Raw genomic sequence first — 26,319 nt, 5'->3', positions numbered from 1 at the left:
TAGCTCAGCACACCTATTTTAAATTTGAACGTAAAGAATTGAACTTATGACTGATTTACATCGCTTATCGATTCGTGAAATGGCTGAAGGTTTAAAAACTGCACAGTTTTCATCACGCGAATTGACTCAACATTATTTAGACCGTATTGCAAAAATTGACGCTCAAGTTCAATCCTATGTAACGGTAACGCCTGAGTTTGCATTGGCAGAAGCAGATGCTGCGGACGCTGCGATCAAAGCCGGAAATGCCGGTTTACTGAGCGGTATTCCTTTGGCGCATAAGGATATTTTCTGTACCAAAGGCATCAAAACCACAGCGGGTTCTAAGATTTTAGACAACTTTATTTCACCTTACGATGCAACGGTTGTCGCGAAAGGTAAAGCTGCAGGTTTGGTCACTTTAGGTAAAGTGAACATGGACGAATTTGCCATGGGTTCAACCTCGGAAAGTTCGTACTTTGGCGCGACCAAAAACCCATGGGCTTTAGACCGTGTTCCGGGCGGTTCTTCGGGCGGTTCTGCTGCTGCAGTGGCTGCTGATTTAGCCCCAATCGCGACAGGTACGGATACAGGGGGTTCGATTCGTCAACCTGCCTCTTTCTGTGGTTTAACGGGTCTTAAACCCACCTATGGTCGTGTGTCCCGCTTCGGTATGATCGCCTATGCATCATCACTGGATCAAGGTGGTCCAATGGCACGTTCGGCTGAAGACTGTGCTTACCTCATGAACGTGATTGCGGGTCATGATGCCAAAGACTCAACTTCGGTGAATAAAGAAGTTGATGACTATGTTGCCAACTTAAGTGGCACGTCTATCAAAGGTTTACGTATTGGTATTCCAAAACAATACTTCAATGTGGCTGGCTTAGATGCTGAGGTGAAAGCCCGTGTTGAAGAATCGTTGAAAAAATTGGAAGAGATGGGTGCAACCTTGGTTGAGATTGATCTCAGCATGACGGATGCCTATGTTCCAACCTATTACCTGATTGCCCCTGCTGAAGCGTCTTCAAACCTACAACGTTTTGACGGCGTACGTTATGGCTACCGCTGTGAAAATCCTGTGGACTTGATGGACTTGTACAAACGTTCACGTTCTGAAGGGTTTGGTAAAGAAGTTCAGCAACGTATCCTGATTGGTACGTATGCGCTGTCTGCGGGTTATTACGATGCCTATTACGTAAAAGCTCAAAAAGTCCGTCGTTTGATTCAACAAGACTTCTTAAAAGCATTTGAATCTGTCGATGTGATTGCTGCGCCTTCTGCACCGACAACGGCATACAAGATTGGTGCAAACTTGTCTCCTGTTGAAATGTACTTAGGTGACATTTACACCATCGCGGTGAACTTGGCGGGTCTGCCAGCCATCAATGCGCCTGTTGGTTTTGACCAAGACAACTTGCCTGTGGGCTTACAGTTGATTGGTAACTACTGGTCTGAATCACAACTGTTGTCTGTGGTTCACCAATATCAACAAGTGACAGATTGGCACACCAAACGCGCTGCAATTGCTGAGGAGAATGCATAATGTCTAAAAATGCTGCTAAGCCAAAATCTAACCTGATTGATGGTTGGGAAGTTGTTATTGGCATCGAGATTCATACTCAGCTTGCAACAAAATCTAAAATTTTCTCAGGTTCTTCAACTGAATTTGGTCAAGACCCAAATACACAAGCCAGCCTCGTTGACCTTGCAATGCCGGGCGTATTGCCAGTATTGAACAAAGAAGTGGTTGATCTTGCGATTCGCTTTGGCTTGGGTATTGATGCGTATATCGACCAAGCGTCTGTATTTGCGCGTAAAAACTATTTCTACCCAGATTCGCCTAAAGGCTACCAAATCAGCCAAATGGACAACCCGATTGTGGGCTTGGGTCATATCGACATTAAACTTGAAGATGGTACGGTTAAACGCATTGGCGTGACACGTGCGCATCTTGAGGAAGATGCAGGTAAATCGATTCATGACCAATTCGAAGGTCAATCGGGCATCGACTTAAACCGCGCAGGTACACCGCTTTTAGAGATCGTTTCTGAACCTGATATGCGTTCGGTTGAAGAAGCGGTTGCTTATATTAAAGCGATTCACACCTTGGTGCGTTGGTTGGGTATTTCTGACGGTAACATGGCAGAAGGTTCTTTCCGTGCCGACTGTAACGTGTCTTTACGTCGTCCGGGTCAACCATTCGGTACACGTTGCGAGCTGAAAAACTTGAACTCATTCCGTTTCATTGAACAAGCGATCAATGTTGAAATTGAACGTCAAATGGAAATTTTGGAATGGGACGGTACCATCGACCAAGAAACCCGCTTGTTCGACCCTGTGAAAATGGAAACGCGTTCAATGCGTTCGAAAGAAGAAGCGAACGATTACCGCTACTTCCCTGACCCTGACTTGTTGCCTGTCATCATTTCTGATGAGCAAATTGCAGAAGCAAAAGCCAACTTGCCTGAGTTGCCGAAAGACCGTCGTGCACGTTTTGTGGCTGACTTTGCTGTGACTGAGTATGATGCTCACGTACTTACGCTTTCTCGCGAACTTGCAGACTTCTATGAAGCTGTTGTGGTTGCTGCGGGTGGTGCTGCGCAAGGTAAAGTTTCGGCTAACTGGGTGATGGGTGAATTCTCTGGTGCTTTAAACAAAGCGAATTTAGAGATTTCTGAATCCCCTGTGTCTGCTGAGAAATTGGGTGGCATGATTGCACGTATTGTGGACAACACGATTAACGGTAAGATTGCGAAACAAGTGTTCGGCTTTATGTGGGAAGAAGGCAAAACTGCGGATGAGATTATTGCTGAAAAAGGCTTGAAACAGGAAACTGATACAGGCGCAGTTGAAGCAATTATTAAAGAAGTTCTTGCTGCCAACGAAAAGATGGTTGAAGAGTATAAATCTGGTAAAGAGAAAGCTTTCAACGGTCTTGTGGGTCAAGTGATGAAAGCAGCCAAAGGTAAAGCCAATCCTGCTCAAGTGAATGAATTGATGAAGAAATTGATTGGTTAATCTAATCTTTCTTTAAAAGAAAACCCGCTTAAGAGCGGGTTTTTTTATTTAGTACACTTAAACTCGTATCCTGATACACCTGCATAAATCTTATCTTCTGGGCTTTCTTCACCTTCGGTATATACTTTTAAAAGATTTCCATAAACATCCTTAAAGTTAAACACACAAGGAGCAAAACCTGTTCCTGCACAGCTTTCTACTTCAGTATATCCCTGCTCCCAAAAACCCCATCCATTCCCTGAATACATTAACTCATCTTTTGCAGTGTTAATATTGATTGTTCGGTAGGGTTGCCATTGATTAGCGATAAGCATTTTACGTGCTTGGTGATATCTTTTTTCAGTAATGTTTGGAACTTTGGCGTGCTTGTTGGGCATACATGATTTTGCATAAACGGGTGACATACCCAATAAACCCAACATCGTCACGACTAAAATTATTTTTGTTTTCATTTTTGTCTTTTGAAAAACTCTAAAGTAATTAGTTTAAATACAATTAGCATAAAAAACGAGCAATAATACATAAAAAATTAATAGCGAGAGGTTTCTTACAACTATTTAGTCAATCGCTCCAACTCAACTGCACGCTGAGCCGTCATTTCAATAAAACAAACATTGATGTTTAAACTTGAAACTGTGCCTCTGTCATTGTCAGAATAAAAAGTACAATTGGCATCACGATAAGGAATCCATAATCTTTGCACAGCTTGAAGTTGCTTTTTTTGCTCATTGACTAAAGTCTTCAATACTTTTTGATATGCCTGATTCAATCGACTATCTTGAAATTTTCTTTCTGTGACAGAGCAAGCTAACATTTCAGTGGTGCTATTGATTCGATCAAGACAATTTTTATAAGCATGACTTAAATTGGTTTGATCTGCATGAATCTCAGTTGCCATTAACATTACTAAAATTAGAAAAAGACCATCCATATTTCGCTTCATTCTTATTCTCAAAGTTGTTCTTCATTTCAAAATGAAGAATATCAGATTAAAGGCTTTATCAAAAAATAGCTTAATAGCTACAGTTCCCTCTCTTTCTAGGATATGAGAATCCTCAAAATATATTTTGAGTTCGCAAGGGAGAGGTATCTTTTAAAATAAAAAATCAAACCACCAGAAAACACTGTCCTATTTTTCGCTCTTCAAACTTGCCACTTGAGCTTCCTATAATCAAAACAACATAAAAACTCAGTAAAAGCGAAAATACTTATGAATACCACCATTCTCCTTGCACATGCATACGGACAATCTGATGTCCTTGAACTCGAAACGCATACACTTCCTGCCCTTGCCTCAGGCATGGCACGCATTCAAGTTAAAACCGCAGGCATTAACCCCATCGATGCACGTCGCATGACAGGCGAATTTAAACATGCCGACCTGCCACAAACCTTTGGCACCGAATACGCTGGCGTGATTTTAGAACTCAATGGCAGTCAAAGCACATGGCAGATTGGTGATGAAGTCTTAGGCTCAGGTGGTGCATTTACCCATGCGAGCGTAATTGATGTACCCATCGCCAACTTGGTCAAGAAACCAAGTAATATCTCTTGGGCAGTGGCAGGCACCATCGCAGGTGCTGCACAAACCGCAATGACCATTTTGGATGAAATGGGTCCAGCTCAGTCATTATTGCTACATGGCGGTTCAGGCGGTGTCGGCTCAGTACTGATTCAAATCGCAGTAGACCGTGGCATCAACGTGGTTGCGACTGCTTCCGAGAAAAACCAAGACTATATTCGTGCCTTGGGTGCAACCCCTGTGATTTACGGCGAAGGTTTGATTGAACGAATTAGACAAGTTCATCCGACTGCCTTTGATGTTTCTATTGATATGATTGGCAATGAAGATGCCACCCACGCCTCATTACAATTGGTTAAAGCCAATGGTTTCAAGGGTACGATTGCCGGACGAAAAGTATCCTCTAACCAAATTCAACCGGTTTGGGTAAAACGTAATGTACAAAATCTACAGCATGTGGTCGATGGCATTGCCGATGGACGTTTCCAATGGGCGGTGAGTCGTGAGTATCCCTTTGTACAAGCTCAACAAGCCTATGCGGATATTTTAGAAGGTCATACAAAAGGTAAAAGTGTTTTGGTATTTGAAAAATAAAATACAATTTCGCCATTAAAACCAAAAAAAATCCCTGTTTCACGAGTATGAAACAGGGATTTTTGAATCTGTGCGTTTAATGAATAAACCGTGTATAGAACACTTTGTAAAAACCAATCGGCTCGTGACCCGTCAAATATAGAATCCCTGACACTATTGCCCCGATGACAAACAAAATAATCACCCATTTAAGTACTTTAAACAGTAACTTAAACATAAAACACATCAATATAAAAAACAGCAATGCCATGATGCATAGACTGCCTAACACCACACTCATACATCAACCAATTACATAAGTTTCTCTACATCTGAGAGAATTTAAATCGCGGAGTGATCAAGACCTAATAAGGTTATTTCGCTAAACCCAATTTAGAAAAAATATCAGGCGTTAAAAAGGTTGAAACCAATTTGCCCATATCGACGTATTTTAAAACGCCTTTAAGCTGCGCTTTCACTTCTTGGTTTTTCAAGATTTCATCCCCTGTGTTACGTCCCAAGGCTTGGAAGGAATCACCTACCGCAGAGATCCCTTCGGTTTTAATCACGGCTTTGGCTTGTTCAGCACATTGTTCAACCAAAATGCGTTGTACCACTTGCGCAAATTTTTGATCTAAAGCTGTTTTTTGCTCTGCAGTCACATTACTGAAAGTCTTTAAATCAGGATGGGTGGATAAAGCCACGAAAGTCCATTGCAAAACAGCCGTTTTATCCGTTGCGGTGGTAGATTTCACCAAACACTCACTCAGTTGATCGACGGTAGGGCCTGCTGTCGTGATTTGACTTGCACCGATAAAACTCAAGGCAGTGAATGTCGCCAAACCCCAACGAGACAAACGCTGACGTAACAATGAATGAGGCTGAGCAGATTGAACTTGATGCAACATAGGGAGAACTCCAAAAGAACCGCTTTCTTTGTATCATAAACCCTTTCTTTTCAACTAGGAGGACTATGTAAAGTAAATTTATATCCCCTTTACACATAAGCACCTTGATGAAGCATTTCCATCCGATGACTTCATTCCGTAAAAACGTTTGAGCGCTGTAAAAATCCATGAGCATATTGCTTTAAATACAGATGAAAAAGCCGATTAAAACCCAAGTTGTTGTGCAATTTTTCCAATCTCAAATGCCTAAAAAAACGTCGCATTCAAGCGTATAATTCGAGCTCTTCTTTTGGCTCTGCCGTCTCTCTCCCATGTCCAAAAATCTCGCGACGCTGCTTGGCTTTAGTGCCATTTTGCAATGGTCTTCTATTGTCGGTTTACTCAAAAAAATCAGTGCAGTGATTGGGGCCGATTTGGCTGTACTGTGTATGTATAGCTTAAGTGCCGTGATTTTGGTGGTGCTGTTTCGAATTCCGAATTTAAAGCACATTCCGCGTATTTATCTGTTGTCTGCAACTGCTTTATTTGTGATTTATGAGCTATGTTTTTCATACGCCATTGCATTGGCACAAACCCCTCAACAAGCCATTGAAATCAGTTTGGTGAATTATCTTTGGCCGAGCATGACCGTTGCCATGTTAATCGTGTTTCGAGAGCTTAAATTTAATGTGTGGGTATTACTCGGGCTGGGGATCAGTTTAAGCGGAATCATTTATATTCAAACAGGCAATGGCAGTTTCGATTGGCACATGGCACTTGCTAATATCAAGACCAATCCGCTGAGTTATCTCTTGGCATTTTGTGGTGCTTTGCTGTGGTCAATCTATTGCGTCATCACTAAAAAGTACAGTGGTGGACATAATCCGATTGCCCTGTTCTTCCTTGCGATTACCGTGGTGTTATGGCTAAAAATGGGCCTGTTACATCCTGAACTGATACAAAATTTCCCATCGATTGATGGGCATACTTTAGGGTATATGTTGGTGGTCTCGATTGTTACCGCATTGGGCTATGCCGTTTGGAATATTGGCATTAACCAAGGCAACATTACCCTGCTTGTGACTTTGTCTTATTTTAGTCCCATTTTTTCAGCACTGATTTCAATGTGGATTTTACAAACCCAACTCTCAACCAGTTTTTGGCATGGCGCGATGATGGTGACGTTGGGCTCATTTGTGTGTTGGATATCCACCAATTGGCAAGCGATCCGCACCAAGCTGTTTTATACAACACAACAGCTTTGATTGGCGTGTCTGTCATATTAAGGCACATGCTTTCAGTCGAAGAACAATTTCGAAGCAATAGACAACCATCGTATAGTACTTGCTCAATACACGCATGCCGTTCAAAATAGTTTGAATAATAAAAACCAAAATATTGCATCTCAACCTATGATTATTCTGATTAGCGCCAGTATTTTTACGATTTTGATTGTGATTGTTTACCGCGTGTTTCTATCTGATGACGATGAAATTCCGTCGACCACATCTATTGACGCATCGCCACATTATCGACCTCGACTGATCCAGCAAACACCGATTAAGCAAAATCTGATTGGTATTCGTGCGCCCAAATATGACCTAAATGCGCCTTATCTGCCTAAACCAATTCAGCAAAGAACCACACTGAGCCAGTCCTTTTTTCGCCCACAACATTTCACCCGTTTTGAACAGATGTTTGAATATCCTGAATTGGTGAGCTTTGATGATTTAGAACAAAATTATCATTTTGGCATTGGCAATTTTCGCGTTGACCCTTTTGGCAAATGGCATTACAGCTTATGCATCGTACTGTTTAGCGTTGTTTTGGTATTCAGAGCGATTTTATGGGTCTTTGAATGCTTAGGCTATTTATTTTTCCATGTCATGGTTCGTTTGATTTTTGAGGTGATTATTCGAAGTTTATTTTGGGTTATTCGTGGGCTTTTTCATTTCATCGGTCATTTATTTGATGGGGTCTAAAGGCATGAATATTGAATCATTAACACCCATTTTCAAATTTACCAAAGTTAAAATAAAAACAGGAAAGCCTATATACATCTGGGCCTTTGGGTCACGCTGAAGTGGTTTGTTGTATGGTGGATCTATGCTCTATTGTTGTATTGATCACAGATGCACATGATTATATGCCGAAGAAAATCTTCGGCATGTAGCTTTTAAAAAATACCTTTAGCCAATGCCTAAAGTTACTACTTTTCCCCTTGTATGTGCGGTATCACGGGATTGTATGTTATGCCGTAGCATTCAATATCTCTGCGTGGTTGTGTTTTTTCAACTGATTTTAATGGGATGATTACGCATCATTGAACTGATATTCAAAGGCATGTTTCGGCTGTTGGTCAGAGTATTTGATTGAGTCAATTGGCTAAACTTTAAAATCATTTTAAAACATGGGCTCAACGAATATCGCTGGCATGCTTTCTTTAACACCAAGATGCTCTATAACTGAGTGAATGCTAATTAGATCGCGTGATGAAAAACCCCAAACGAAAGACCACCTAAGCCTAATGTTTGAGCGTCTTTGATTATGCTAAATTAATTTCAACAACAACACTTCAATCGATTCAAACAGAGGGAAAAAAGATGGCTAAACACATTCTTATGTTGGTGGGTGACTATACCGAAGACTATGAAACCATGGTGCCATTCCAGTTTTTAACAGGATTGGGTTATACCGTACATGCAGTTTGTCCTGATAAAAAGAATGGGGATACAGTAGCAACCGCAATCCATGATTTTGAAGGTGAACAAACCTATAGCGAAAAGCGGGGTCATAACTTTGTGATCAACTTTGACTTTGATGCGGTGAAGACCCAAGACTATGTCGGCTTGGTCATTCCGGGGGGACGTGCTCCTGAATACTTACGGATGAATGCCCGTGTGATTGAAATCGTGAAAGAATTCGATACCGCCCAAAAACCGATTGCGGCAGTGTGCCATGGCCCACAAATTTTAGCGGCAGCGGGTATCTTACAAGGTCGTACCTGTTCGGCTTACCCTGCCTGTGCAGCGGAAGTGAAATTGGCAGGCGGCAACTTCGCAGCGCTTGCTGTGACTGAGGCGGTAACCGATGGACATTTAATCACAGCACCCGCTTGGCCGGCGCATCCTGCGTGGATGGCACAATTCATCAAAGCCTTGGGTGCAACAGTGCAGATTTAATAATCTCCTCACCCTGCATTATTCAATATTCCCAAACATCAAAAAGCCTGCGATCTGCAGGCTTTTTGATCTGATTTAAACCGATCAATCTTTCACTTGAATGACCGACTCAAATGCACGTAAACGTTTATAAATCGACAGCAATTCAATAATGGTTTTCCATGAATTGATCAAATATTGGAACGACTCACGGACTTTATCAAATACATTACCAATCTGATTGAGTAGACCTAAGGTCATGGTGCCTGCCGCAATGGATGGGAACAGCACCACCAAACTGAACAAGATATCGAGCTGGGCATACCACGTACTGACCATATTGAAATAGGCATAATGGAAGTACAAACGGAAATAGTTTTTACGCACATTATGAAACAGCTCGCGTAAGGTGGCAGGCTCTGCACGATCAGCATGATCCTCACCATAAACCAATTCTTTACGATACGCTGCTTCCACTTTTTGATTGTTAAATTCCAAGCCCGGCAATTTGATCCCGACCACCATCAGTAAGAATGTTCCGAAAAGCGCCCACCCGATGGCTGCCCAGACCAATGAATATTTCACTTCACCAATGATCGGTAAAACAGGAACATGTTTAGACAGTTCAATAAGCACAGGCAAAAAGGCAATCAAAATCATAATTGCTTTAATAAAGGTCACACCCAATGTTTCAAGCGTGGTGGCAAAACGCATGGTGTCTTCTTGTACACGCTGTGAAGCCCCTTCGACATGACGCAGTTGTGGCCAATACGCGGTGTAATACTCATTCATGGCGGTACGCCATCTGAAAATATAATGGCTGACAAAGAATGAATTGATGACAGCGACCGTCACCGCCACCATCGCAATCAGCAAGAAACTCAGCACCCCATTGTAGAGGTCTTTAATGTCTCCGCCATTGGTCAGCATTTTTTGAATCAAATCCCAAAATGGACCATACCAAGCATTGATCGCGACACTGACTTGCACGCTAAACCAGACATTAAACAGAATAAATGCAGAGCCCCATACCGACCAGCGTTGCCAAGAATTATTGGATTTAAACTTCCAAAATAGGGCAAAGATTGTTGTCGACACAAAAAACCACAGGTAGAACCAAATAAATTGTGCTGACCAAAAACGATTCACGCTGGCAGGCAATTCCATACTGCTATAGCCTGTAGGCAAGCCAATCAGCTCACCCCAACCTCGACCACCTGAGTACCATAAAATCAAATTGATGATAAACCACAGCACCAAGGAGCTAAAAAACCACTTTGGATTTGGAAAAAAAGACTTAAACATCGAAACGCGATATCCCTAATTATATTTTGAATCATCTGACAACATACTAATCTTAAACAGTTAAAACTGTTAAATTTTTTATCGGGTATTTGTTATAGATTGTATGTCTTTGATGGGGGTTATGATGCTGTGAAGGTATGACTTTTCTTTTACAAGCAAGCTCTGAATCTCCTTCCCTCTCTTTTTCATTTGAGTTAAGCATGCCCAGCAACGCACTGATCCATTTAAATGAATCCGTGCGTCGTAGATACAACAGTTCAGCCATTTCGCTTAAGATTTACTCGAATTTATGGGCAATCTTTTGGCTGATTTGAATCGCAAACTGATCGACCCAACGACTGTAATAGTCTGCAAAAACTAAGGTCATGACAATGAAAATGAATGAAGCAACAAGTGCCGAAGTGGTAAAACTCAAACCCTGATCGAGCAGAATATTAAAAACCGGAAGCCCGACCACATATAAAACGATTAAATGAATCAGATACACCGAGAATGAAATTTTTCCAAGCCAAATCAAAAATGGCTTGTCGAGTTTTTCAGAAAGTCGACGACTCATCAAAATACTATACACAATCACAACCCCAGCTAAAAAGTTGCAATAGTCATAAACACTACCACCCATGAATGGCGTCAACCATTGATACGACCAACTGGTATTGTGTGCCCCGGCCAAATACAAGCCCAACAACAGCAACACAATGGCAGGGAAAAGTTTCAACGGACGACCATAAAGATAATAATAAATGCCAATGACAAAACTTAAGATGCCTAGAAAAAAGCCCTCGCCTTTCCAATACCAAGCCAGTAATGGTAAAGCCACTGAGCCGATAAAGAACAGAACCCGTTTTACTTTGTACAAATACAACAGCAGAAACAAAATCAAAGAACCGAGCAGTTCAATGTGCATGGTCCATAGCACCCAATTGGTATCACTTTCGGCAAAGAAAAACGAACCGATCGTGCCTTCGTAAATCGCATGTTGAAGATTGATCGGTTGCGTCACATAGGCCTGTAACCAACCATTGGCTTGACTGCTGTCAATATCGAAGATCATAAAGATGATCCATACCAATAGACAGGACACCACAGCAGGAATGGCTAAACGCGGATAACGCTTAATCAGCATACTTTTAATTTTTGTTTTTGCTTGTTCAGGTCGTCTTAAAATCGCATAAGACAGGACATAGCCACTTAAAACAAAAAATAAAAATACGGCCGCCGTGCCTGAGTACCAAAAGGCAAATGGCGAATGATGAATAAAATACTGTAATGCAGAATCTGTGGTCGCATTGACATCAAAATGATGCAGATACGGGAAAAAACTTAAACTTAAATGCGAGAAGACCACGGCCAAGCATGCCAGTCCTCGGATGCTTTCCGCAGAATTTAATTTAACCATAATCCTCTCATTCAACCGTTGCAGCATCGTGCTTGACTTGAATGATTCACTCCACCCAAAGTATCAACAACATGCCCAATCGTTATCACTATAAAAAAATGCATTTCAAGCCTGTTTTAAGCCTGTTTTTTAAACCTGATCTTGGCTTTCAATCCGAATAATTTTGCCTGAATCATCGTGATGTACCGTCACCACTTTTTGCTGGCGTGCCTGTTGAATCTCCGATTCAGTCACAGCAAATTCCTGTGCATATTCAGCCAAACGTTTGACTGTTGCATGTTTGACTGTGTTTGCAGGGATAAAATGGCTCCATAACCACAGCATCACCGCACAGACTAAAATCGCAATAAAACCATGTTCAATAATGCTAAAAAATGCATGGAGCACTTTATCAACCAAGCGATCACTTTGTGTATCCAATAATCCCAATTGATTCATGACCGGTTGCCAAAGCAATAACCAACAGCCCCATAACAACAGTGTGGTCGAGGTGGTGAAGAAACGCTTATGCCGTGGCAATTGATCACGTACATCAATGATCATTGAAGCTTGATCAGGCACATGCATGACCTGATTCTGCACTTGATCGGGTGCAGATACAGTGTGATCTTGTACCGACACGCTAGACTCTGAAATCGTTTTAGATGACATATTTTTACTTAACATGATGTTCAAAACCTATTCATGTTTAAAGTGGTTCTTTCCACAATCATTATCTGCAAAGTCTTCATTTTCAAAATCGTCATATTGAAAATCATGCACTTTAATCTATGGCTCACTACGTACCCCACGGTCAGGACTGACCCAACGTGCCCGTTTTTCATCATGCCGTGCCAAGACTTTTGGCATTGCCACAATGGTGGCAGTCACGGTAATAATCCAAAAAACAAAAGGATACCAAATCATCCAGAAATAATTTTTAGATAATCCACGTTCGTAACGACTGTCCATCCATAAACTGATGCAAAATTGAATCAGACAGGTTGCGCCAATAAAAATACCGGTACCATAAGGTAAGAATGGCGAGCTAATATCAGGAAAACCGACAAAAGGCAGGATGAGATGTAACAACCACATCACCACCATAAACAACATCAGATACGACCATACCAACGTCAGACTCAGCTCTAAAATCAGCGGCCATAAAAAATTCAGTTGCGGTTTGACCAGCACATCGATATTTTTCAGTAAAACCTGTGCCCCACCCATCGCCCAGCGCAAGCGCTGTTTCCACAAACCGCTTAAGGTTTCAGGCATCAGCACCCACACCATCGCATTCGGCTCAAACTCGATGTCCCAACCGGCACGTTGTAACTTCCAAGAGATATCAATATCTTCGGTTAACATATTCGGTGACCAATAACCCACTTCATGCACGGCAGTTTTACGAAAGGCGGTGACTGCACCCGATACGGTAAATAAGCGTCCAAAGGTGCGTTGGGCACGTTTAATCATCCCAATAATGGAAGAAAACTCACCAACCTGCACACGACCCAACAAGGTTGAACGATTGCGAATCCGTGGATTTCCGGTCACCGCAGCCACATTGGCATGTTGCTGAAAATGACGCATCATCCAATGCGCGGCATAAGGGTCAAGCAAAGCATCCCCATCAATCCCTAACAAAAATTCCGCCTCAGTGACCAAACTACCTGCTTGCAGTGCCATGGCTTTACCTTGATTTTCAGCCAAATGCACCACACGCAATTGTCTGTGTTGGGCAGCTAAGCGATTCAATACTTCACCGGTATGATCAGAACTACCGTCATTGATCGCAATCACTTCAAAATGGGGATATTGCAGCTGCAAGGCTTGCTCAAGGGTTTCCTCAGCATTGTCCCCTTCATTAAAACAAGGAATCAATACCGCCACCAAAGGATATTCTTTAAGTTTTGGTGGTTCGGTATAGCCCGGTTCACGTCGTTCTTTAAAACAGAAAATCAGCGCCCCCACCATCCATAAATAGGACATAAATAAGGGATAATAAAAAATAAAGTTAAGAATCGACTGCCACAGGCTTTGCAAAGTGCTCATCAATCTGTCCTAAGGCACCAACGCATTGGGTTTGGTGTCAAATACTTGACGTAGAACTGCCGGATCGGGATGATCTTCAATCGGGTTATCGGGATAGTAGCCGACATGCATCACGCCCTGTTTATACAGCGAAGCAATGGTATCTGCCATTTCTTCCGAAGGTACTTTTTGGTTATTGCGCCAATTCACCGCTTGTAACTCAAACACGGTTCGTTTGAATCCATTGGGATATTTCGACACACGATTGGCCATATCACGAAAGAACTTATCTTTGTCCTCAACCTGTTCCATGTAAGGCATCGCCATGATTGCAGTGAAATCATAATGTTTTAAGGATTCTTCTAAAGATTGGGCATACCAATTTTCAGAATAGGCATTTAACGCCACTTGCGCATATAAATTACGTGCTGTCATTAAAAACGGCTGATACAAACGCACTTCATCCGCCAATTGCATGGCAAAGCTATCGATGGCACGGGTTTTCATCGCCGTCCATTTTTGCAATTTGGCATCATCCTCACGGATTTTGGCTAAATCGGTCGGTAAGCCGTGCTGTTTATAAGCTTTGAGTGCCATGGGACTGGCATCTTCATAATCAGACAAAGTCGCATCATCATGGAAAATAATCCCGTTAAATGACGATGACTTAGCAAGGTCTTGATAAATCCCTTTAATCACCGACTTGGCTGACTCTGAAAATGGACTTAAGCGTCGATAACCCATATTCAAATGCTGACTGTCTTTGGCTTGTTGGGTCACCACCACTTCTTTTGCCACCGGATGTTGCTTTGGCAATTCCCAAGCATAAATCGGCATCCATGCATAAACACGGCTGACTTGGGTCCGAGTCATGATCTGCCAACTGACGCGATTAAATAGATCGGCACGCATCGGAATATAGCGATTGGGGAAATAGACTAAATCGGCTGAACCATTGCCATCTGGGTCTGAGAAGGCTTGCAAATAAACCGTATTGACGCCCATTTTTTGGATTCGATCGAGCAACAATCCTAGATTCTTTTCTTGCTGTTTTTGATCGGGGTCATAAATATAATCCAGATCCACATGCATGATTTTTTGCGGACGATGCTGATCGGTCCATTGCAGGTTGCGGTTATTGATTTCAGTCGCCAACTGCGCAGGCGTCATTCCACCTTGCACTAATATTCGATTCAATTGACCGGGTAATTGATGTTTGCGCAAGGTTGGATCGTCCAAGCTAAAACTCAGCGGCATGCCCTGTTGCTGTGCAATGTTGACAGTTTGTTGGTTATAACGCCCATAAGGCCACACCATGACACGTGGTTCTGTTATGCCATGCTGTTTGAACAGCTGTACGTTTTTCTTAAAATCTTGCTGAATGCGCTGGGCATAATCGCGATCGGACTCATAACTCTGATTTTGCGCTGAGTATAAGCGTGTTGTCGCAGCAGGTTCGGTATTGCCTTGCGGGTTGCCCAAAATCCCATGATGGAGATTATAACTATGGCTGGCAATTTCAACCAAACCACTATTTTGCATGGTTTTCAGTTGTTCCCAACTCAAAATATTATTGCGTGGCAATTCGACATCACCAAAATTCACTTTCTGATTGGAGTGGGGTTCTAACCATGCCCCTACAACAGCCAACACTGCGGGGATTTTGTTTTTTTGCAAGATCGGATAGACATATTGGTAGAAGCTTGCATAGCCATCATCGAAAGTCAGTAATACCGATTTGGGTGCCAATTTCGCTTGCCCTTTTTGCGCGGCCAAGACTTGATTGATGCTAATAAAATGATAGCCGTTGTTTTTTAGCCATTCCAGATGCGCTTCAAACTGCTGTGTGGTCACCGCATAGTTTGGAATCAAACTATTTTTGTCAGAGCTGACTTCGTGATAAGCCAAGACCGTTAAATTTTGACTATCAAAATTTTTGCTTTGCTGTTGAGATTGATCCTTTGCTGACGTGCAGGTTGAGAAGGTTGCACCGATCGAGGAAATCGCCATCAATAACGCAACGGGTAAGGCTCTCAGTTTCATATCATCATCTCATGTGCCATTTAATTAAACGAAATGATCCGATGCTCATCATCCTCACCCATAGTGTTTCAATACATGAGGTGATAAAACTGAACAGGATCAATGATCTAAATAGCGCTAACCAAAATTTGGAATGGAGGAGAACACGCATTATTCAAGTGCGAATAATGAGGAGACATATTAGAACATTAAATAAAGCACATTTATGTTTAAAAATGTTTCTCCAATATTGTACGCTTAAATCTTGCAAAGGGTTATATCCGGATGGTGATTTATTAATTTTCCATTAAAATATCAAATACTTCATTTCACCCTGTACGATTCCTCAATTTTGGCTTGAGTTGCTATTCAATCAATTGAATATCATGCACTTAAATGAATTTGATTGTGTATGAGTCTGATCATGTATTGTTAAATCGGCTCAAAAAAAGCCCCCAATTGAGAGCTTCTTGTAAAACATGAATGGAAATTGTATGCATTCCACTCAGGATTTGACATTAGTCACGGGTTTTCACATCAAACAGTTCAATCTCAAAAATCAGATTTGAATTGGCAGGAATAATTTTGCCCATTTTGCGCTCACCATAAGCCAAATGTGATGGCACGATCAATTTACGCTTACCCCCGACTTTCATCCCCATGATGCCTTGATCCCAACCTTTAATCACACGACCGGTACCAATCACGGTTTCAAAGTAGTTACCACGGTCAATCGATGAGTCGAATTTAGTGCCGTCTTCCAACCAACCGGTGTAATGCGTGGTGATTAATGCACCTTTCACCGCTTCTTTACCTTCACCCACTTTTAAATCAATAATTTCTAATTCAGCAGTCATGCCCTTTCCTCAACAACATTTATGAATACTCAGATTATAAACATAATTCAAAGCAAACCCTATGTTCGCTTAGATGGCGAGGCATTTTGCTTCCATACTGTCCTATTGAATCAGCATCTGTTCAGTGCATGTTTAAAAACTCAATTCTTGGATATTTGAGTCATTAAGCAAATAAGCCGTTAACTTCTGATGATTTTCTTTAGAACCAATCAGAATCCAACGCCCGGTAATGCGTTCTTCAGTTTTATGTTGTACGCTGCGAATCACTTGCATATTGTAGTGTTTAAACAGCTCTTCATATTGATACAAGGTTTTCTTTTTAAACTTACATACAATGCGATAGGTGCGTGCCTGATTCAGCGACTCAATCCACTCTTGTACATAAATTAAAAAAATTAGCACCACCAACACAATCAAAGTGGCAAATAAACTCAACCATTCATAGCCTGCACCTGCTGCCATACCCAGTGCTGCGGTCATCCAAATGGTGGTGGCGGTGGTAATGCCTGAAATTCGATTTTCATCGCGAAAGATCACCCCTGCCCCAAAAAAACCCAAACCGGTTAAAATATTGGCGGCAATACGGTCATGGCTGTCGAGCCCAATACGAATCGATAAAATGGTAAATAGACAGGAACTCAGACTCACCATAATCATGGTGCGCAGACCCGCAGACTTACTGCGATATTCACGTTCTGCGCCAATGATGGCGCCAATCATTAACGCAATCAGCAGGCGATATACATCAGGATGCATAGTGCTCCCTTATTTGTTCTATTGTTATTCTTAGGTATACGCAATTTTGATTTAAGGATGCAAGTCGAAACACGCATCCTCAACATGAATGGACAAAAGCTTAGGGTTTCTTAGACTTCAAACACTGTTATTGCAGTTGTGTCCATTCAATTTCAGCTTGAGCATGATCACCAATCAGGGTCCACTCACCATCCATCACATTTAACTGCAGTTGCATGGTTCGTTCACATAGCTTTTGAATCGCTTCGGTGGTTCTTTCCGACAATTGCCAAACTTGCACATTCTTTAATGTTTTCAGTTTGCTATTGCGTTTATACCATTCATCTACGCTTGAACCGTAGGTGATTACAGCCACTTCTTTACAACGTGCGCTGGCTTTTTTGACTTTGTCTTCATCGGGTGAGCCGACTTCAATCCATTTTTCCAACTGACCCGTCAGGTCTTTTTGCCACAACGCCGGTTCATCAGTTTCGAACAAATCTTTGGTGAACTCTAAACGTTCATCAGCAAAGCGTGCATAAGCTAAAACGCGAACCATCAGGCGTTCAATGGTTTCTGAAGGATGCTGTGCCATGGTCAATTGATAGTCACCATATTGATGCACATCCATATTGGCAATGTTTAAATCTGCTTTATAAATTGTCGCTTTTAGCGCCATACCAGTGTCCTCAAATTTGGCGCTAAGGATATAAGATTTTCACTGCAATTACTGCGTTTTTTCCAAAGTATCGATTCGACATTTTAAAATCGCCTCTTCAACATCTGCCCAATCACGCTCGTGCTGGGTAATGATCTCAATCCGATTATCGATATTTTCAGCGCCTGACTTATAATTCAATTGTTCCGGATTAAAATTAAAGCTCATCCAACCTTGGTTGGTGTGAAAGATTGCTTTAATCCGCACCCAATCTGTAAGCTCACACAGCACATCGAGCAAATCATAAAAATCGAATTGCCAACGCTTGGAAAATTTCCAGCCTGCCACCGTGTAGCCTTGGGCCGATTCCACATAATGATAAGGCAGTTGTTTAATTTCAGGCTGCGCTTGCCCTGCTGCTAAAGTTTTTTGAATCTGAATCAAGGGCTGAATCTTACGCTCAACCCCAACATAGGGTAAATCAACAGCCTGTAACTCAAGTTGTCCATGATTGGAGGTCAACCAATGTTGCACATAGGCAAGGTATTCTTGCTTTAATCTATTTAAAGCTAACTGATCTTTCTCATTCATCGCATCTTGATGCGACACCACCACGATCTGTGCTGCTTTTAGCTGATCCTGATACAAGTGTTGTGCTGTCCACTCTGCATCATGTAAACGTGACCCATCCACCACGGTGACCAAAGCACGCATTTCTATCAAACTTTGCCAGTGCGGTTCAGTCAGTTGTTCCAACAATTGTGCCGGATGCCCCAATCCTGTCGGCTCAATAAACAATCGATCGGGTTGAGTCTCTTGAATTAAACGAGACAAGGCGATTTGCATCGGCAATTGACTGGTACAACACAAGCATCCTCCCAACAATTCCTTAACTTCATAGCCTTGTTGTTGCGGCAAGAGTTTTTGATCCACCCCAATTTGACCAAATTCGTTCATCAACACGGCCCAAGTTTCACCTTCAGGTTTTTGCGCCAACAGATGTTGTAATAGCGTGGTTTTACCCGCACCCAAGAATCCTGAAATAATATGTGTTTTGACCGCATGGGATTGTATCAGTTTCAAAAGAACATTCTCGAATATGAATTAGAAGATGAAGGGGTTTAAAAAGGCAAAAGAGCATACCCAAAAACATTGTTATGCTTAATCATCACAAACTCAAGCCTGTATTAAGCATTCAAAATACGATGCATAAGATTTGATACTTCTATAAAGCCAAGTTAATCAAATCGATAAGCTCATTAATGATCTTAAAAACAGTTTTTCTTTGGGGTTTATATATCTCTAAATCTGCAAAGCTCATCAGAATTTGATCAGCATATTTTTTAAAACACTTTCCATCCAGATTCAATTTAGACTGGATTCTGTTTTATCTAAGTAAATTTTCTGGTTATTTTTTAAGCTAAAATTCATATTTTCATACATTTTATTGCTCAATTTTAAGGGCATATTCACATAAGCAAAACATAAAGCGCTGCTTTGTGTATTCACTGTAAGCCAAGCTGTGTCGCTTTGTTGATTTGGTTGCCCTATCTACGTTATGGCTTTAGCATAAATTTCGTTGGTTCAGATTGCATCTAGCCGTGCTAATTGGCGATTTGCATTCAGTTTGAACTCAGATGAGTTTCAAAGAATCAACCTTTCTTATTTTTGATGAACCGGTTTTGATGAACCCACACTTAAATGTATGAAAATTCAATTAAGTGACGCTTTTTATATTTTATAAAGAAGGATGCCACACATGAAACTTGTTAAAACTTTATTAGCAACCACTCTAGCCATCACTGCATTTTCAACTTTTGCAGCAACACCAAAAGAAAAAGATCAAAAAGCAGACAACGTGATTAGTTCTTCTAAAGAACAACCAGTGAATGCTGAAACATCTGCAGCGGGTCAGCCAACCACAGCTCAGCCAAGCACTGATGTTGCAGCAGAAGAAACCACTGCTCCAACGACTGCTCAACCTGCGCAATAACATTTAATGATCTACATCATTTACAGTTGAATTGATCAGATCTGTTGTTGAATAAGGAGTATTCATTTTCATCAGGGATGATTCGGCGTTAAGAGAGTTTGCTCTCATTGTTAAGCCTCCAGTTGTGAATCTGATCGACTTATCTGCATGTTGATGACTGTATGAAAATCAAAGCCCACTTCTAGTTTGAAGTGGGCTTTTTATTGAGATGATTTTTAATGTAAAAATTAATCTCTGAAAATGAGGATTGGTATAACCGCTTCTTATCTTACTTGTTAAGTTTTAACTCAAATAAACAGCACTACACAGATTAAATTTTATCTTTTTGAATCACTTTAGACTGAGCGCAAACTGATTAAAAATTAACAATATCCTCATACTTAAACCTATTGTATTTGGATAGAATCATTTTTAAAAGTTCAAAATATCATTCATAAAATATACCCATGCATTAATTTAAAAATAATGAATTCAAACACTTAAATCCAAAATAAAAATTTCAACATTCGATGTAGAGTGCTTCACCATGAATCATAAAGGATTATCGCTGTGCTTATGTCTCAGTACGTGTCTAATGGCATGTAGCAAGCCCTTAGATGCCGATAAAATACATTATGCAGGCTCTTGGCTCAGTGCAGACAGTAGTGTCAGCCTAGTGATTAGTCCTGAAGGTCATCTTGAGTATCACAATCAACAACAAGGCAAATCCACCTCACTCTCAGCACCAATCAAATCTTTTGAAACTGACCGCTTTAAGGCGGGGGTTGGACCCTTCTCAACCGAATTCAAAGTGACTCAAGCGCCCACTCAAGACGTGCAAGGCAATTGGTTTATGGTGGTCAATGGCTATACTTTGGCGAAACGGCACTCTTAAATAAGTTTAGAAATCCCAATTTAAGCACATAAAAAAAGACCTGTATTCAGGTCTTTTTTATTCACGACAGCTTTTTAAAACTTTTAAGCTTTGGCTGCTTTCTTATAGATACTGCACGACGCATGATTGTTTTCTTGTAAACGTGCCACTTTACGCTGTTCAGCAGCTTCATAACGGCAACGTTTCCAATCATTGTCTAAGTTTAATGGCGGAATTTGTTTAGGTTTACCATTTTCATCTACTGCAACCATGGTGAAATAACAACTGTTGGTATGACGCACAGTGCGCTTTTGAATATTTTGTGCTTCAACACGAATCCCAATTTCCATAGAAGTACGACCCACATGGTTGACACTAGCAAGGAAGGTCACCATTTCACCGACATGAATCGGTTCTTTGAAATTCACTTTATCCACCGATAAAGTCACCACATAAGAACCTGAATAACGACTTGCACATGCATAAGCCACTTGATCGAGCAACTTTAAAATGGTTCCACCATGTACATTTCCAGAGAAGTTCGCCATATCTGGAGTCATTAGAACTGACATCGTTAATTCAGACTGATCAACAGCAAGTGGCATGACATTTTCAGTTGGAGACATATAGTTTAAGCTCAATGGTTTACACAGGATATAGGTCCTATTATATCTGCATTTTGTTTATAAAATATCTTCTTCTGTGAAGAATATTGTTGAAATTATATGATCGCGCAATGAATTCTGTTTCATTTGATCAATCACATAAAGTAAAAATCTACATAGAAAACTTAATTCGCTTTGGCACGTAACATTTCACACGGAATATGATGATACTTCAAATGCTTAACTGCTGAGTCTTGACCTTGAATATCAAAGGTTTGGTCTTGATGAATGGCAATAATTTCGAAAACAAGTTCAGGATTAGATGCTAACAAAACACATTGACCGAGATTAAATTGAGCCATAATGATGGTTACCCTTGATTATATTTTATGTTTTATAAAGCTTAAAAATATTCTTTTTTAAGTTTTAAAATTATAAAAAAAATCAACCAAATGGTAAACATAAAATCATGTTATATATAGATAAAATAGGTATTAATGCAGACTTAATACCTATTATTAAATTTTAAAAATTGCACAACCTTAATTTTTTTAAAACCATTAAGCATTAACAGTCTGTACTCAACTTACTGCTGGGCAGAATAAAATTTAGATTTAATATTGGGTTGATTCTCGAACAATTTTTCAATCTGCTCCATTTTTTCAGAGGCAGCATCAATGCCCGCTTGCATGGTCAATTCACGGCCTTTCACATCAAAAATATGGGCTTTTTCACGTAAGTCAGGTTGAATTACGATATCTGCATTTTTTAATTCTTCCTCAGCCAATTTACTTTGCATGATATTGATGTTTTGGTTGAACATCCCCCAAAGATTGGTGGTTTCGGTATGGATCGGTTGTGCCAAAATATCCACCGCAATTACGATGTCTGCGCCCAACTCTCTTGCGATGTTGACAGGGACCGGACTAACCAAACCGCCATCGACATATTGATTGCCATTAATATTGGCAGGAATAAACATACTTGGAATAGAGATAGATGCACGTACGGCTTGGCCAGTATTCCCTTTATTAAACACCACTTTTTCGCCATGTTTGAGTTCAGTTGCCACGACATACAGTGGAATTTTTAATTCTTCTAAGGGCAGATTCCCGACGTGTTTATTGACATAATTTTCAACTTTTTTACCGTCTAGGAAACCTTGCATTTTAATATTAAAGTCACGCACGTCATGCACTTGCATTTTCAAGGCAATATCACGCAATTCCTGTGCAGATTTACCGCTGGCATAGATCGAACCCACAATACTGCCCGCACTGGTGCCCACGATAAAATCAGGCTTGATACCCTTTTGTTCAAGCACTTCAATCACCCCAATATGAGCGTAACCGCGTGCCCCTCCACTTCCAAGCACCAAGGCCACCACAGGTTTGTGATTGGCTTTATTCTTTTTAAATGCAGTGTAATCGATATCAGAACTTGCTTCCTGCACAGGCTTGGTTGCAACCGTCTGTGACTTGATCGCACTATGCTGACAAGCAGAAAGACTAATACATAAACCGAGACAGAAAATTTTAAGAAGTTTCATTGAATCTAAAAGCTAATTTAAAGAATGGGACTATCAAATCATACCACTGTCAGATTTACTGTTTAAATTTTTATGATATTCGGCTTTTTATGTAGAAAGATTACCCATATAAGTACATAAATGAACAAAGCCTCGATGTTTAGTCGAGGCTTTGTTCAGTGAAATTTAAAATTTATGCGAAAAATTTTAAAATCATTTGAATGACCGTGGCATTAATTAAATCCACAAAAAAAGCACCACAGAGCGGGACAATTAAAAATGCTTTATGAGAAGGCCCATACATGTTGGTAATCGCCTGCATATTTGCAACAGCAGTCGGTGTTGCGCCCATACCAAAACCACAATGGCCTGCCGCCAACACAGCAGCATCGTAATTTTTACCCATCACACGGAAAGTCACAAATGCAGCATATAAAGCCATTGTTAATGTTTGCGCAGATAAGATCACCACCAAAGGACCGGCAAGATCTGCCAACTGCCAAAGCTTTAACGAAAGGAGTGCCATCGCTAAATATAAAGACAGTGATGCATTACCAAATACATCAATCGCTCTCTCAAATATTTTAACTTTCAAAACACCTTCAAGAAAATTTCTTAGGATCACACCCCCAGCCAATGCCCAAACAAAGGTAGGCAGTTCAAATGCTGTACCCTTGCTAAAGCCGGTCATAAACTCTGCAAAAGCCAAACAGCCCGCAAATAAACCTAAAGTGGTGATGGCATTGTCTGCAGTGATTAAGCGGACTTGATTTGGATATTCAAACGCTACAAATTCGCCAGTTTGATGTGGGTCATTTTGATCATGTCTATCACGAGCATTAATTTCTTCTTTACTATGAGGTGCTGCTAATTTGTATTTATTAATCAGCAACTTGGCCAATGGCCCACCAATGATACCACCAATAATTAAGCCAAACGTCGCACTTGCCATACCTAAAGCCAATGCGCCTTGAATCCCATGCTCTACTTCAAGAATTTCACCCCAAGCACCTGCAGTACCATGACCACCTGTCAGGGTAATCGAGCCTGCAATTAAACCAATCAGTGGGTCGATTCCGAGTAACGTGGCTAAGCTAATCCCCACTACATCTTGCACGACAATGAAGGATGCAACAGCAATCAAAAAGATCACCAACCCCATGCCGCCCTCTTTTAGTTTTGAAAAGTTTGCACTTAAACCAATTGAAGCGAAGAAAATCAACATGAAACTGGTTTGTAAAACACCACTCGTGGTAATGCTGTATCCCCAAATACTATAAACAATATAGGAGAGAACCGCTGCAACCAAACCACCCGCTACAGGTTCTGGGATATTATAGCGTTTTAAAAAATCAATTTTGTTGACCAAGAACCGTCCCAAAAGCAGCACGATTACGGCTGCAATCAGGGTATAAAATGCATTAAACGTTATTTCCATATTGGGTATCCACTCTAATTCTTCTATATCTGCATATTTTTAAAACTAAATTTGTATAAGCATCAATTCACCGAATACATTAAATCAATATTGAATGCTAACAAGTTGAATAATGTAAAGCTTAAAGTGAACAAATCTAGAGACTTAGATAATCAATTGCATATAGTTAAAGCGTAATTATTGCATAAAAAAGAGCTCATACTGAGCTCTTTTTTATTGTGATCTTAATTACTACGATGATTAGAAATCATATTTCGCCATTAAACCTACACTACTGTCGCGACCGACTTGACCACCCACAGTTTCACGTTCACCGTAAATGTATTCCGCACCAAAGGTAATCGGTTTAATTGGGTTATACATCACATTTAACCAACCTTGTTGTAAGGTTTCATTTTTGCCTGTCACTAAATATTTATCATCATAGAAAATTGCGCCATAGCCTAAAGTCGAACGTACCTTAGGATTAAACTTATAGGTAGCACCTACAGTGACAGCATCGAAATCCACAAGATCAATATCATTAGTATTGGTATTGGTTACAACTGAGTTATCAACAAAGCCAATTAAGCTGTTGTTATCACCTGAAACATGTGAATAATCGGCATTTAAAGTTAATTGTTCAATTGGCTTAAAGTTTAAGCCTGCAGCCACACCCCAACTTAACTCAGTTTCATCTTTATATTCTTGACCATTTCGAGCAATACGACCACGGTCTTCTTGCAGTAAAGCACGGGCAGTGACTAAACCTTTACCATCTGCAATTTTTGTCGATACTTTACCGGTTAAGGTTGGTAGACGGTTAGCATCAGCACCTTTTTCTAAGCCAACGAAGTAAAAAGTATCTGCACCCCATTTATCTGCATAACGCACCATTGGAATACGTTTGGTCCCAATACCCAGTGGTGAACCAAAGTCGAGCATTTCAGCGGTGGTTTCACCTGACAAGAATGAAGATGTGGTTTGACCAAACAACCATTGGTTATAAGTTAAATACGCATGACGAATACGAAGTGCTTCATTGGTGCCTGCAAAATCGACCTCGATTTTCCCCCCCACATCAGCACCTTGTACGGGTGCAACAAAATCCAAGCCTAAGCGTGTGGTTTTAGCCGTGGCATAGAAACGATCTTTGTTTGGATTAATCGTTTTAGGGTCTTTTTCACCTACAGCAACACCATTTAAATCAACTTTGTTCGGTGCGTTAAAGATTCCATCAGCACCTTTGGCAGAATATTCAGCATCAGCGCGGACAAAACCATAAAGATTGACGCTTGCACCCGCTTTAGATTTTAAAGACAGCGGTGCCGAAGCAGTTGCCGGTTGTGCTTTTACTTCAGCAAGTTGCACTTGTTGCTGTTGTTGCACTTGAGCTTGTTGAGTCAATAATGCTTTCAGTTCGGCAACTTCTTGACGAAGACTTTGAATTTCTTCCTTTTCTGTTGCAGCATGAACTGAACTCATCATCACTGCAGTTACGGCGACAGCTAAACCTTTTTGAATTAACGATTGACTGCGAATGAATTGACTCATCAAAAACTCCAAAGTGTAAAAGGTGCATATCCGTGCATCTGGTTTCTCGTCATATCTCGACGTTAAACGTATTGTTTGGCTTAAAGGCTTTTTCCTTTAAAAAACATGCACTCACTGCATTTTTTCCAAAAAATTATTTTGTTGCTAAATTTTACTACGTAACATTATGTGTATAACACATAACCTAATCTAACAATTAATGATCAATATTAAAATACGTATTTTCAAGATTTATTG

26 protein-coding genes are annotated in these 26,319 nt (G+C 40.7%); 8 read left to right on the top strand and 18 right to left on the bottom strand.

What is annotated here, in order from left to right:
* Nucleotides 1–46: 46 nt before the first annotated feature.
* Both gatA and gatB read left to right on the top strand, forming a co-directional pair.
* A complete protein-coding gene (gene gatA / locus G8D99_RS03845) occupies nt 47–1,525 on the top strand; it encodes an Asp-tRNA(Asn)/Glu-tRNA(Gln) amidotransferase subunit GatA (protein WP_166322791.1) in 1,479 nt (492 codons plus the stop codon).
* Nucleotides 1,525–3,000 (top strand): Asp-tRNA(Asn)/Glu-tRNA(Gln) amidotransferase subunit GatB, encoded by a 1,476-nt coding sequence (gatB, locus tag G8D99_RS03840; protein ID WP_166322789.1) that lies wholly within the window; start codon nt 1,525–1,527, stop codon nt 2,998–3,000. The genes gatA and gatB overlap by 1 nt, the downstream gene beginning before the upstream one ends.
* 44 nt (nt 3,001–3,044) lie before the next feature.
* Here gatB and G8D99_RS03835 read toward each other — a convergent pair whose 3' ends face one another.
* Together G8D99_RS03835 and G8D99_RS03830 are read right to left on the bottom strand one after the other, a co-directional pair.
* Nucleotides 3,045–3,452: a hypothetical protein gene (locus tag G8D99_RS03835; protein ID WP_166322787.1), complete on the bottom strand. Its 408-nt coding sequence runs from the start codon at nt 3,450–3,452 to the stop codon at nt 3,045–3,047.
* Nucleotides 3,453–3,553: 101 nt separating this feature from the next.
* A complete protein-coding gene (locus G8D99_RS03830; protein WP_166322785.1) occupies nt 3,554–3,931 on the bottom strand; it encodes a lysozyme inhibitor LprI family protein in 378 nt (125 codons plus the stop codon).
* Between the two features lie 279 nt (nt 3,932–4,210).
* On the opposite strand from G8D99_RS03830, the gene G8D99_RS03825 reads away from it, so the two are divergent.
* Nucleotides 4,211–5,116, top strand: coding sequence for an NADP-dependent oxidoreductase (locus G8D99_RS03825; RefSeq protein WP_166322783.1), 906 nt, complete (start codon nt 4,211–4,213; stop codon nt 5,114–5,116).
* Between the two features lie 76 nt (nt 5,117–5,192).
* On the opposite strand, the gene G8D99_RS03820 is transcribed toward G8D99_RS03825, so the two are convergent.
* Nucleotides 5,193–5,396 (bottom strand): hypothetical protein, encoded by a 204-nt coding sequence (locus G8D99_RS03820; protein WP_166322781.1) that lies wholly within the window; start codon nt 5,394–5,396, stop codon nt 5,193–5,195.
* A 73-nt stretch (nt 5,397–5,469) separates the two neighbouring features.
* Entirely contained in the window at nt 5,470–6,003 is a 534-nt protein-coding gene (locus tag G8D99_RS03815; RefSeq protein ID WP_171522752.1) for a type 1 glutamine amidotransferase family protein, read from the bottom strand.
* A 311-nt stretch (nt 6,004–6,314) separates the two neighbouring features.
* On the opposite strand from G8D99_RS03815, the gene yddG reads away from it, so the two are divergent.
* The 3 genes from yddG to G8D99_RS03800 all read left to right on the top strand — a co-directional run bounded on the left by yddG (nt 6,315) and on the right by G8D99_RS03800 (nt 9,164).
* Nucleotides 6,315–7,247 (top strand): aromatic amino acid DMT transporter YddG, encoded by a 933-nt coding sequence (gene yddG / locus G8D99_RS03810; RefSeq protein ID WP_166322779.1) that lies wholly within the window; start codon nt 6,315–6,317, stop codon nt 7,245–7,247.
* A gap of 147 nt (nt 7,248–7,394) precedes the next feature.
* Nucleotides 7,395–7,964, top strand: a complete 570-nt coding sequence (locus G8D99_RS03805; protein WP_166322777.1) for a hypothetical protein — start codon at nt 7,395–7,397, stop codon at nt 7,962–7,964.
* 621 nt (nt 7,965–8,585) lie between these two features.
* A complete protein-coding gene (locus G8D99_RS03800; protein ID WP_166322775.1) occupies nt 8,586–9,164 on the top strand; it encodes a DJ-1/PfpI family protein in 579 nt (192 codons plus the stop codon).
* Between the two features lie 84 nt (nt 9,165–9,248).
* On the opposite strand, the gene sbmA is transcribed toward G8D99_RS03800, so the two are convergent.
* The 9 genes from sbmA to G8D99_RS03755 form a co-directional block, all read right to left on the bottom strand.
* Entirely contained in the window at nt 9,249–10,448 is a 1,200-nt protein-coding gene (sbmA, locus tag G8D99_RS03795; RefSeq protein WP_166322773.1) for a peptide antibiotic transporter SbmA, read from the bottom strand.
* Between the two features lie 277 nt (nt 10,449–10,725).
* Nucleotides 10,726–11,847 (bottom strand): acyltransferase family protein, encoded by a 1,122-nt coding sequence (locus G8D99_RS03790; RefSeq protein WP_166322771.1) that lies wholly within the window; start codon nt 11,845–11,847, stop codon nt 10,726–10,728.
* A gap of 129 nt (nt 11,848–11,976) precedes the next feature.
* Nucleotides 11,977–12,513 (bottom strand): poly-beta-1,6-N-acetyl-D-glucosamine biosynthesis protein PgaD, encoded by a 537-nt coding sequence (gene pgaD / locus G8D99_RS03785; RefSeq protein ID WP_227554349.1) that lies wholly within the window; start codon nt 12,511–12,513, stop codon nt 11,977–11,979.
* A 102-nt stretch (nt 12,514–12,615) separates the two neighbouring features.
* Nucleotides 12,616–13,881, bottom strand: a complete 1,266-nt coding sequence (gene pgaC, locus G8D99_RS03780; protein ID WP_166322769.1) for a poly-beta-1,6-N-acetyl-D-glucosamine synthase — start codon at nt 13,879–13,881, stop codon at nt 12,616–12,618.
* 9 nt (nt 13,882–13,890) lie between these two features.
* Complete coding sequence (gene pgaB, locus G8D99_RS03775; RefSeq protein ID WP_166327492.1) at nt 13,891–15,870, bottom strand: poly-beta-1,6-N-acetyl-D-glucosamine N-deacetylase PgaB; 1,980 nt, start codon at nt 15,868–15,870, stop codon at nt 13,891–13,893.
* 530 nt (nt 15,871–16,400) lie between these two features.
* Entirely contained in the window at nt 16,401–16,739 is a 339-nt protein-coding gene (locus tag G8D99_RS03770; RefSeq protein ID WP_166322767.1) for an FKBP-type peptidyl-prolyl cis-trans isomerase, read from the bottom strand.
* A 132-nt stretch (nt 16,740–16,871) separates the two neighbouring features.
* Nucleotides 16,872–17,495: an MgtC/SapB family protein gene (locus G8D99_RS03765; protein WP_166322765.1), complete on the bottom strand. Its 624-nt coding sequence runs from the start codon at nt 17,493–17,495 to the stop codon at nt 16,872–16,874.
* A 127-nt stretch (nt 17,496–17,622) separates the two neighbouring features.
* On the bottom strand, nt 17,623–18,153 hold the full coding sequence (locus G8D99_RS03760) for a YaeQ family protein (RefSeq protein ID WP_166322763.1): 531 nt from the start codon (nt 18,151–18,153) through the stop codon (nt 17,623–17,625).
* Nucleotides 18,154–18,201: 48 nt separating this feature from the next.
* Nucleotides 18,202–19,215 carry a CobW family GTP-binding protein gene (locus tag G8D99_RS03755; protein ID WP_166322761.1) on the bottom strand — a complete coding sequence of 338 codons (1,014 nt, stop codon included), beginning with the start codon at nt 19,213–19,215 and terminating at the stop codon, nt 18,202–18,204.
* Between the two features lie 676 nt (nt 19,216–19,891).
* Here G8D99_RS03755 and G8D99_RS03750 point away from each other — a divergent pair.
* Nucleotides 19,892–20,125 carry a hypothetical protein gene (locus G8D99_RS03750; RefSeq protein WP_166322759.1) on the top strand — a complete coding sequence of 78 codons (234 nt, stop codon included), beginning with the start codon at nt 19,892–19,894 and terminating at the stop codon, nt 20,123–20,125.
* Between the two features lie 526 nt (nt 20,126–20,651).
* Nucleotides 20,652–20,999, top strand: a complete 348-nt coding sequence (locus G8D99_RS03745) for a hypothetical protein (protein WP_166322757.1) — start codon at nt 20,652–20,654, stop codon at nt 20,997–20,999.
* 83 nt (nt 21,000–21,082) lie between these two features.
* On the opposite strand, the gene G8D99_RS03740 is transcribed toward G8D99_RS03745, so the two are convergent.
* The 5 genes from G8D99_RS03740 to G8D99_RS03720 form a co-directional block, all read right to left on the bottom strand.
* Nucleotides 21,083–21,583 carry an acyl-CoA thioesterase gene (locus tag G8D99_RS03740; protein WP_406741515.1) on the bottom strand — a complete coding sequence of 167 codons (501 nt, stop codon included), beginning with the start codon at nt 21,581–21,583 and terminating at the stop codon, nt 21,083–21,085.
* A gap of 185 nt (nt 21,584–21,768) precedes the next feature.
* A complete protein-coding gene (locus G8D99_RS03735; protein ID WP_166322753.1) occupies nt 21,769–21,945 on the bottom strand; it encodes a hypothetical protein in 177 nt (58 codons plus the stop codon).
* Nucleotides 21,946–22,169: 224 nt separating this feature from the next.
* Nucleotides 22,170–23,132: a patatin-like phospholipase family protein gene (locus G8D99_RS03730; protein WP_166322751.1), complete on the bottom strand. Its 963-nt coding sequence runs from the start codon at nt 23,130–23,132 to the stop codon at nt 22,170–22,172.
* Nucleotides 23,133–23,304: 172 nt separating this feature from the next.
* Entirely contained in the window at nt 23,305–24,549 is a 1,245-nt protein-coding gene (gltS, locus tag G8D99_RS03725; protein WP_166322749.1) for a sodium/glutamate symporter, read from the bottom strand.
* Nucleotides 24,550–24,789: 240 nt separating this feature from the next.
* On the bottom strand, nt 24,790–26,082 hold the full coding sequence (locus G8D99_RS03720; protein WP_166322748.1) for a DcaP family trimeric outer membrane transporter: 1,293 nt from the start codon (nt 26,080–26,082) through the stop codon (nt 24,790–24,792).
* Nucleotides 26,083–26,319: the final 237 nt, after the last annotated feature.

Origin of the sequence: Acinetobacter lanii (assembly GCF_011578285.1) — a bacterium.
Classification (GTDB): domain Bacteria; phylum Pseudomonadota; class Gammaproteobacteria; order Pseudomonadales; family Moraxellaceae; genus Acinetobacter; species Acinetobacter lanii.
The sequence above is the reverse complement of the archived record's forward strand: the minus strand, read 5'-3'. Positions and strand labels throughout refer to the sequence as shown.

Coding starts and splice junctions, on each gene's coding strand:
- gatA (WP_166322791.1), top strand. CDS start 47: ATGACTGATTTACATCGCTTATCGATTCGTGAAATGGCTGAAGGTTTA.
- gatB (WP_166322789.1), top strand. CDS start 1,525: ATGTCTAAAAATGCTGCTAAGCCAAAATCTAACCTGATTGATGGTTGG.
- G8D99_RS03835 (WP_166322787.1), bottom strand. CDS start 3,452: ATGAAAACAAAAATAATTTTAGTCGTGACGATGTTGGGTTTATTGGGT.
- G8D99_RS03830 (WP_166322785.1), bottom strand. CDS start 3,931: ATGGATGGTCTTTTTCTAATTTTAGTAATGTTAATGGCAACTGAGATT.
- G8D99_RS03825 (WP_166322783.1), top strand. CDS start 4,211: ATGAATACCACCATTCTCCTTGCACATGCATACGGACAATCTGATGTC.
- G8D99_RS03820 (WP_166322781.1), bottom strand. CDS start 5,396: ATGAGTGTGGTGTTAGGCAGTCTATGCATCATGGCATTGCTGTTTTTT.
- G8D99_RS03815 (WP_171522752.1), bottom strand. CDS start 6,003: ATGTTGCATCAAGTTCAATCTGCTCAGCCTCATTCATTGTTACGTCAG.
- yddG (WP_166322779.1), top strand. CDS start 6,315: ATGTCCAAAAATCTCGCGACGCTGCTTGGCTTTAGTGCCATTTTGCAA.
- G8D99_RS03805 (WP_166322777.1), top strand. CDS start 7,395: ATGATTATTCTGATTAGCGCCAGTATTTTTACGATTTTGATTGTGATT.
- G8D99_RS03800 (WP_166322775.1), top strand. CDS start 8,586: ATGGCTAAACACATTCTTATGTTGGTGGGTGACTATACCGAAGACTAT.
- sbmA (WP_166322773.1), bottom strand. CDS start 10,448: ATGTTTAAGTCTTTTTTTCCAAATCCAAAGTGGTTTTTTAGCTCCTTG.
- G8D99_RS03790 (WP_166322771.1), bottom strand. CDS start 11,847: ATGGTTAAATTAAATTCTGCGGAAAGCATCCGAGGACTGGCATGCTTG.
- pgaD (WP_227554349.1), bottom strand. CDS start 12,513: ATGTTAAGTAAAAATATGTCATCTAAAACGATTTCAGAGTCTAGCGTG.
- pgaC (WP_166322769.1), bottom strand. CDS start 13,881: ATGAGCACTTTGCAAAGCCTGTGGCAGTCGATTCTTAACTTTATTTTT.
- pgaB (WP_166327492.1), bottom strand. CDS start 15,870: ATGGCGATTTCCTCGATCGGTGCAACCTTCTCAACCTGCACGTCAGCA.
- G8D99_RS03770 (WP_166322767.1), bottom strand. CDS start 16,739: ATGACTGCTGAATTAGAAATTATTGATTTAAAAGTGGGTGAAGGTAAA.
- G8D99_RS03765 (WP_166322765.1), bottom strand. CDS start 17,495: ATGCATCCTGATGTATATCGCCTGCTGATTGCGTTAATGATTGGCGCC.
- G8D99_RS03760 (WP_166322763.1), bottom strand. CDS start 18,153: ATGGCGCTAAAAGCGACAATTTATAAAGCAGATTTAAACATTGCCAAT.
- G8D99_RS03750 (WP_166322759.1), top strand. CDS start 19,892: ATGAAACTTGTTAAAACTTTATTAGCAACCACTCTAGCCATCACTGCA.
- G8D99_RS03745 (WP_166322757.1), top strand. CDS start 20,652: ATGAATCATAAAGGATTATCGCTGTGCTTATGTCTCAGTACGTGTCTA.
- G8D99_RS03740 (WP_406741515.1), bottom strand. CDS start 21,583: ATGCCACTTGCTGTTGATCAGTCTGAATTAACGATGTCAGTTCTAATG.
- G8D99_RS03735 (WP_166322753.1), bottom strand. CDS start 21,945: ATGGCTCAATTTAATCTCGGTCAATGTGTTTTGTTAGCATCTAATCCT.
- G8D99_RS03730 (WP_166322751.1), bottom strand. CDS start 23,132: ATGAAACTTCTTAAAATTTTCTGTCTCGGTTTATGTATTAGTCTTTCT.
- gltS (WP_166322749.1), bottom strand. CDS start 24,549: ATGGAAATAACGTTTAATGCATTTTATACCCTGATTGCAGCCGTAATC.
- G8D99_RS03720 (WP_166322748.1), bottom strand. CDS start 26,082: ATGAGTCAATTCATTCGCAGTCAATCGTTAATTCAAAAAGGTTTAGCT.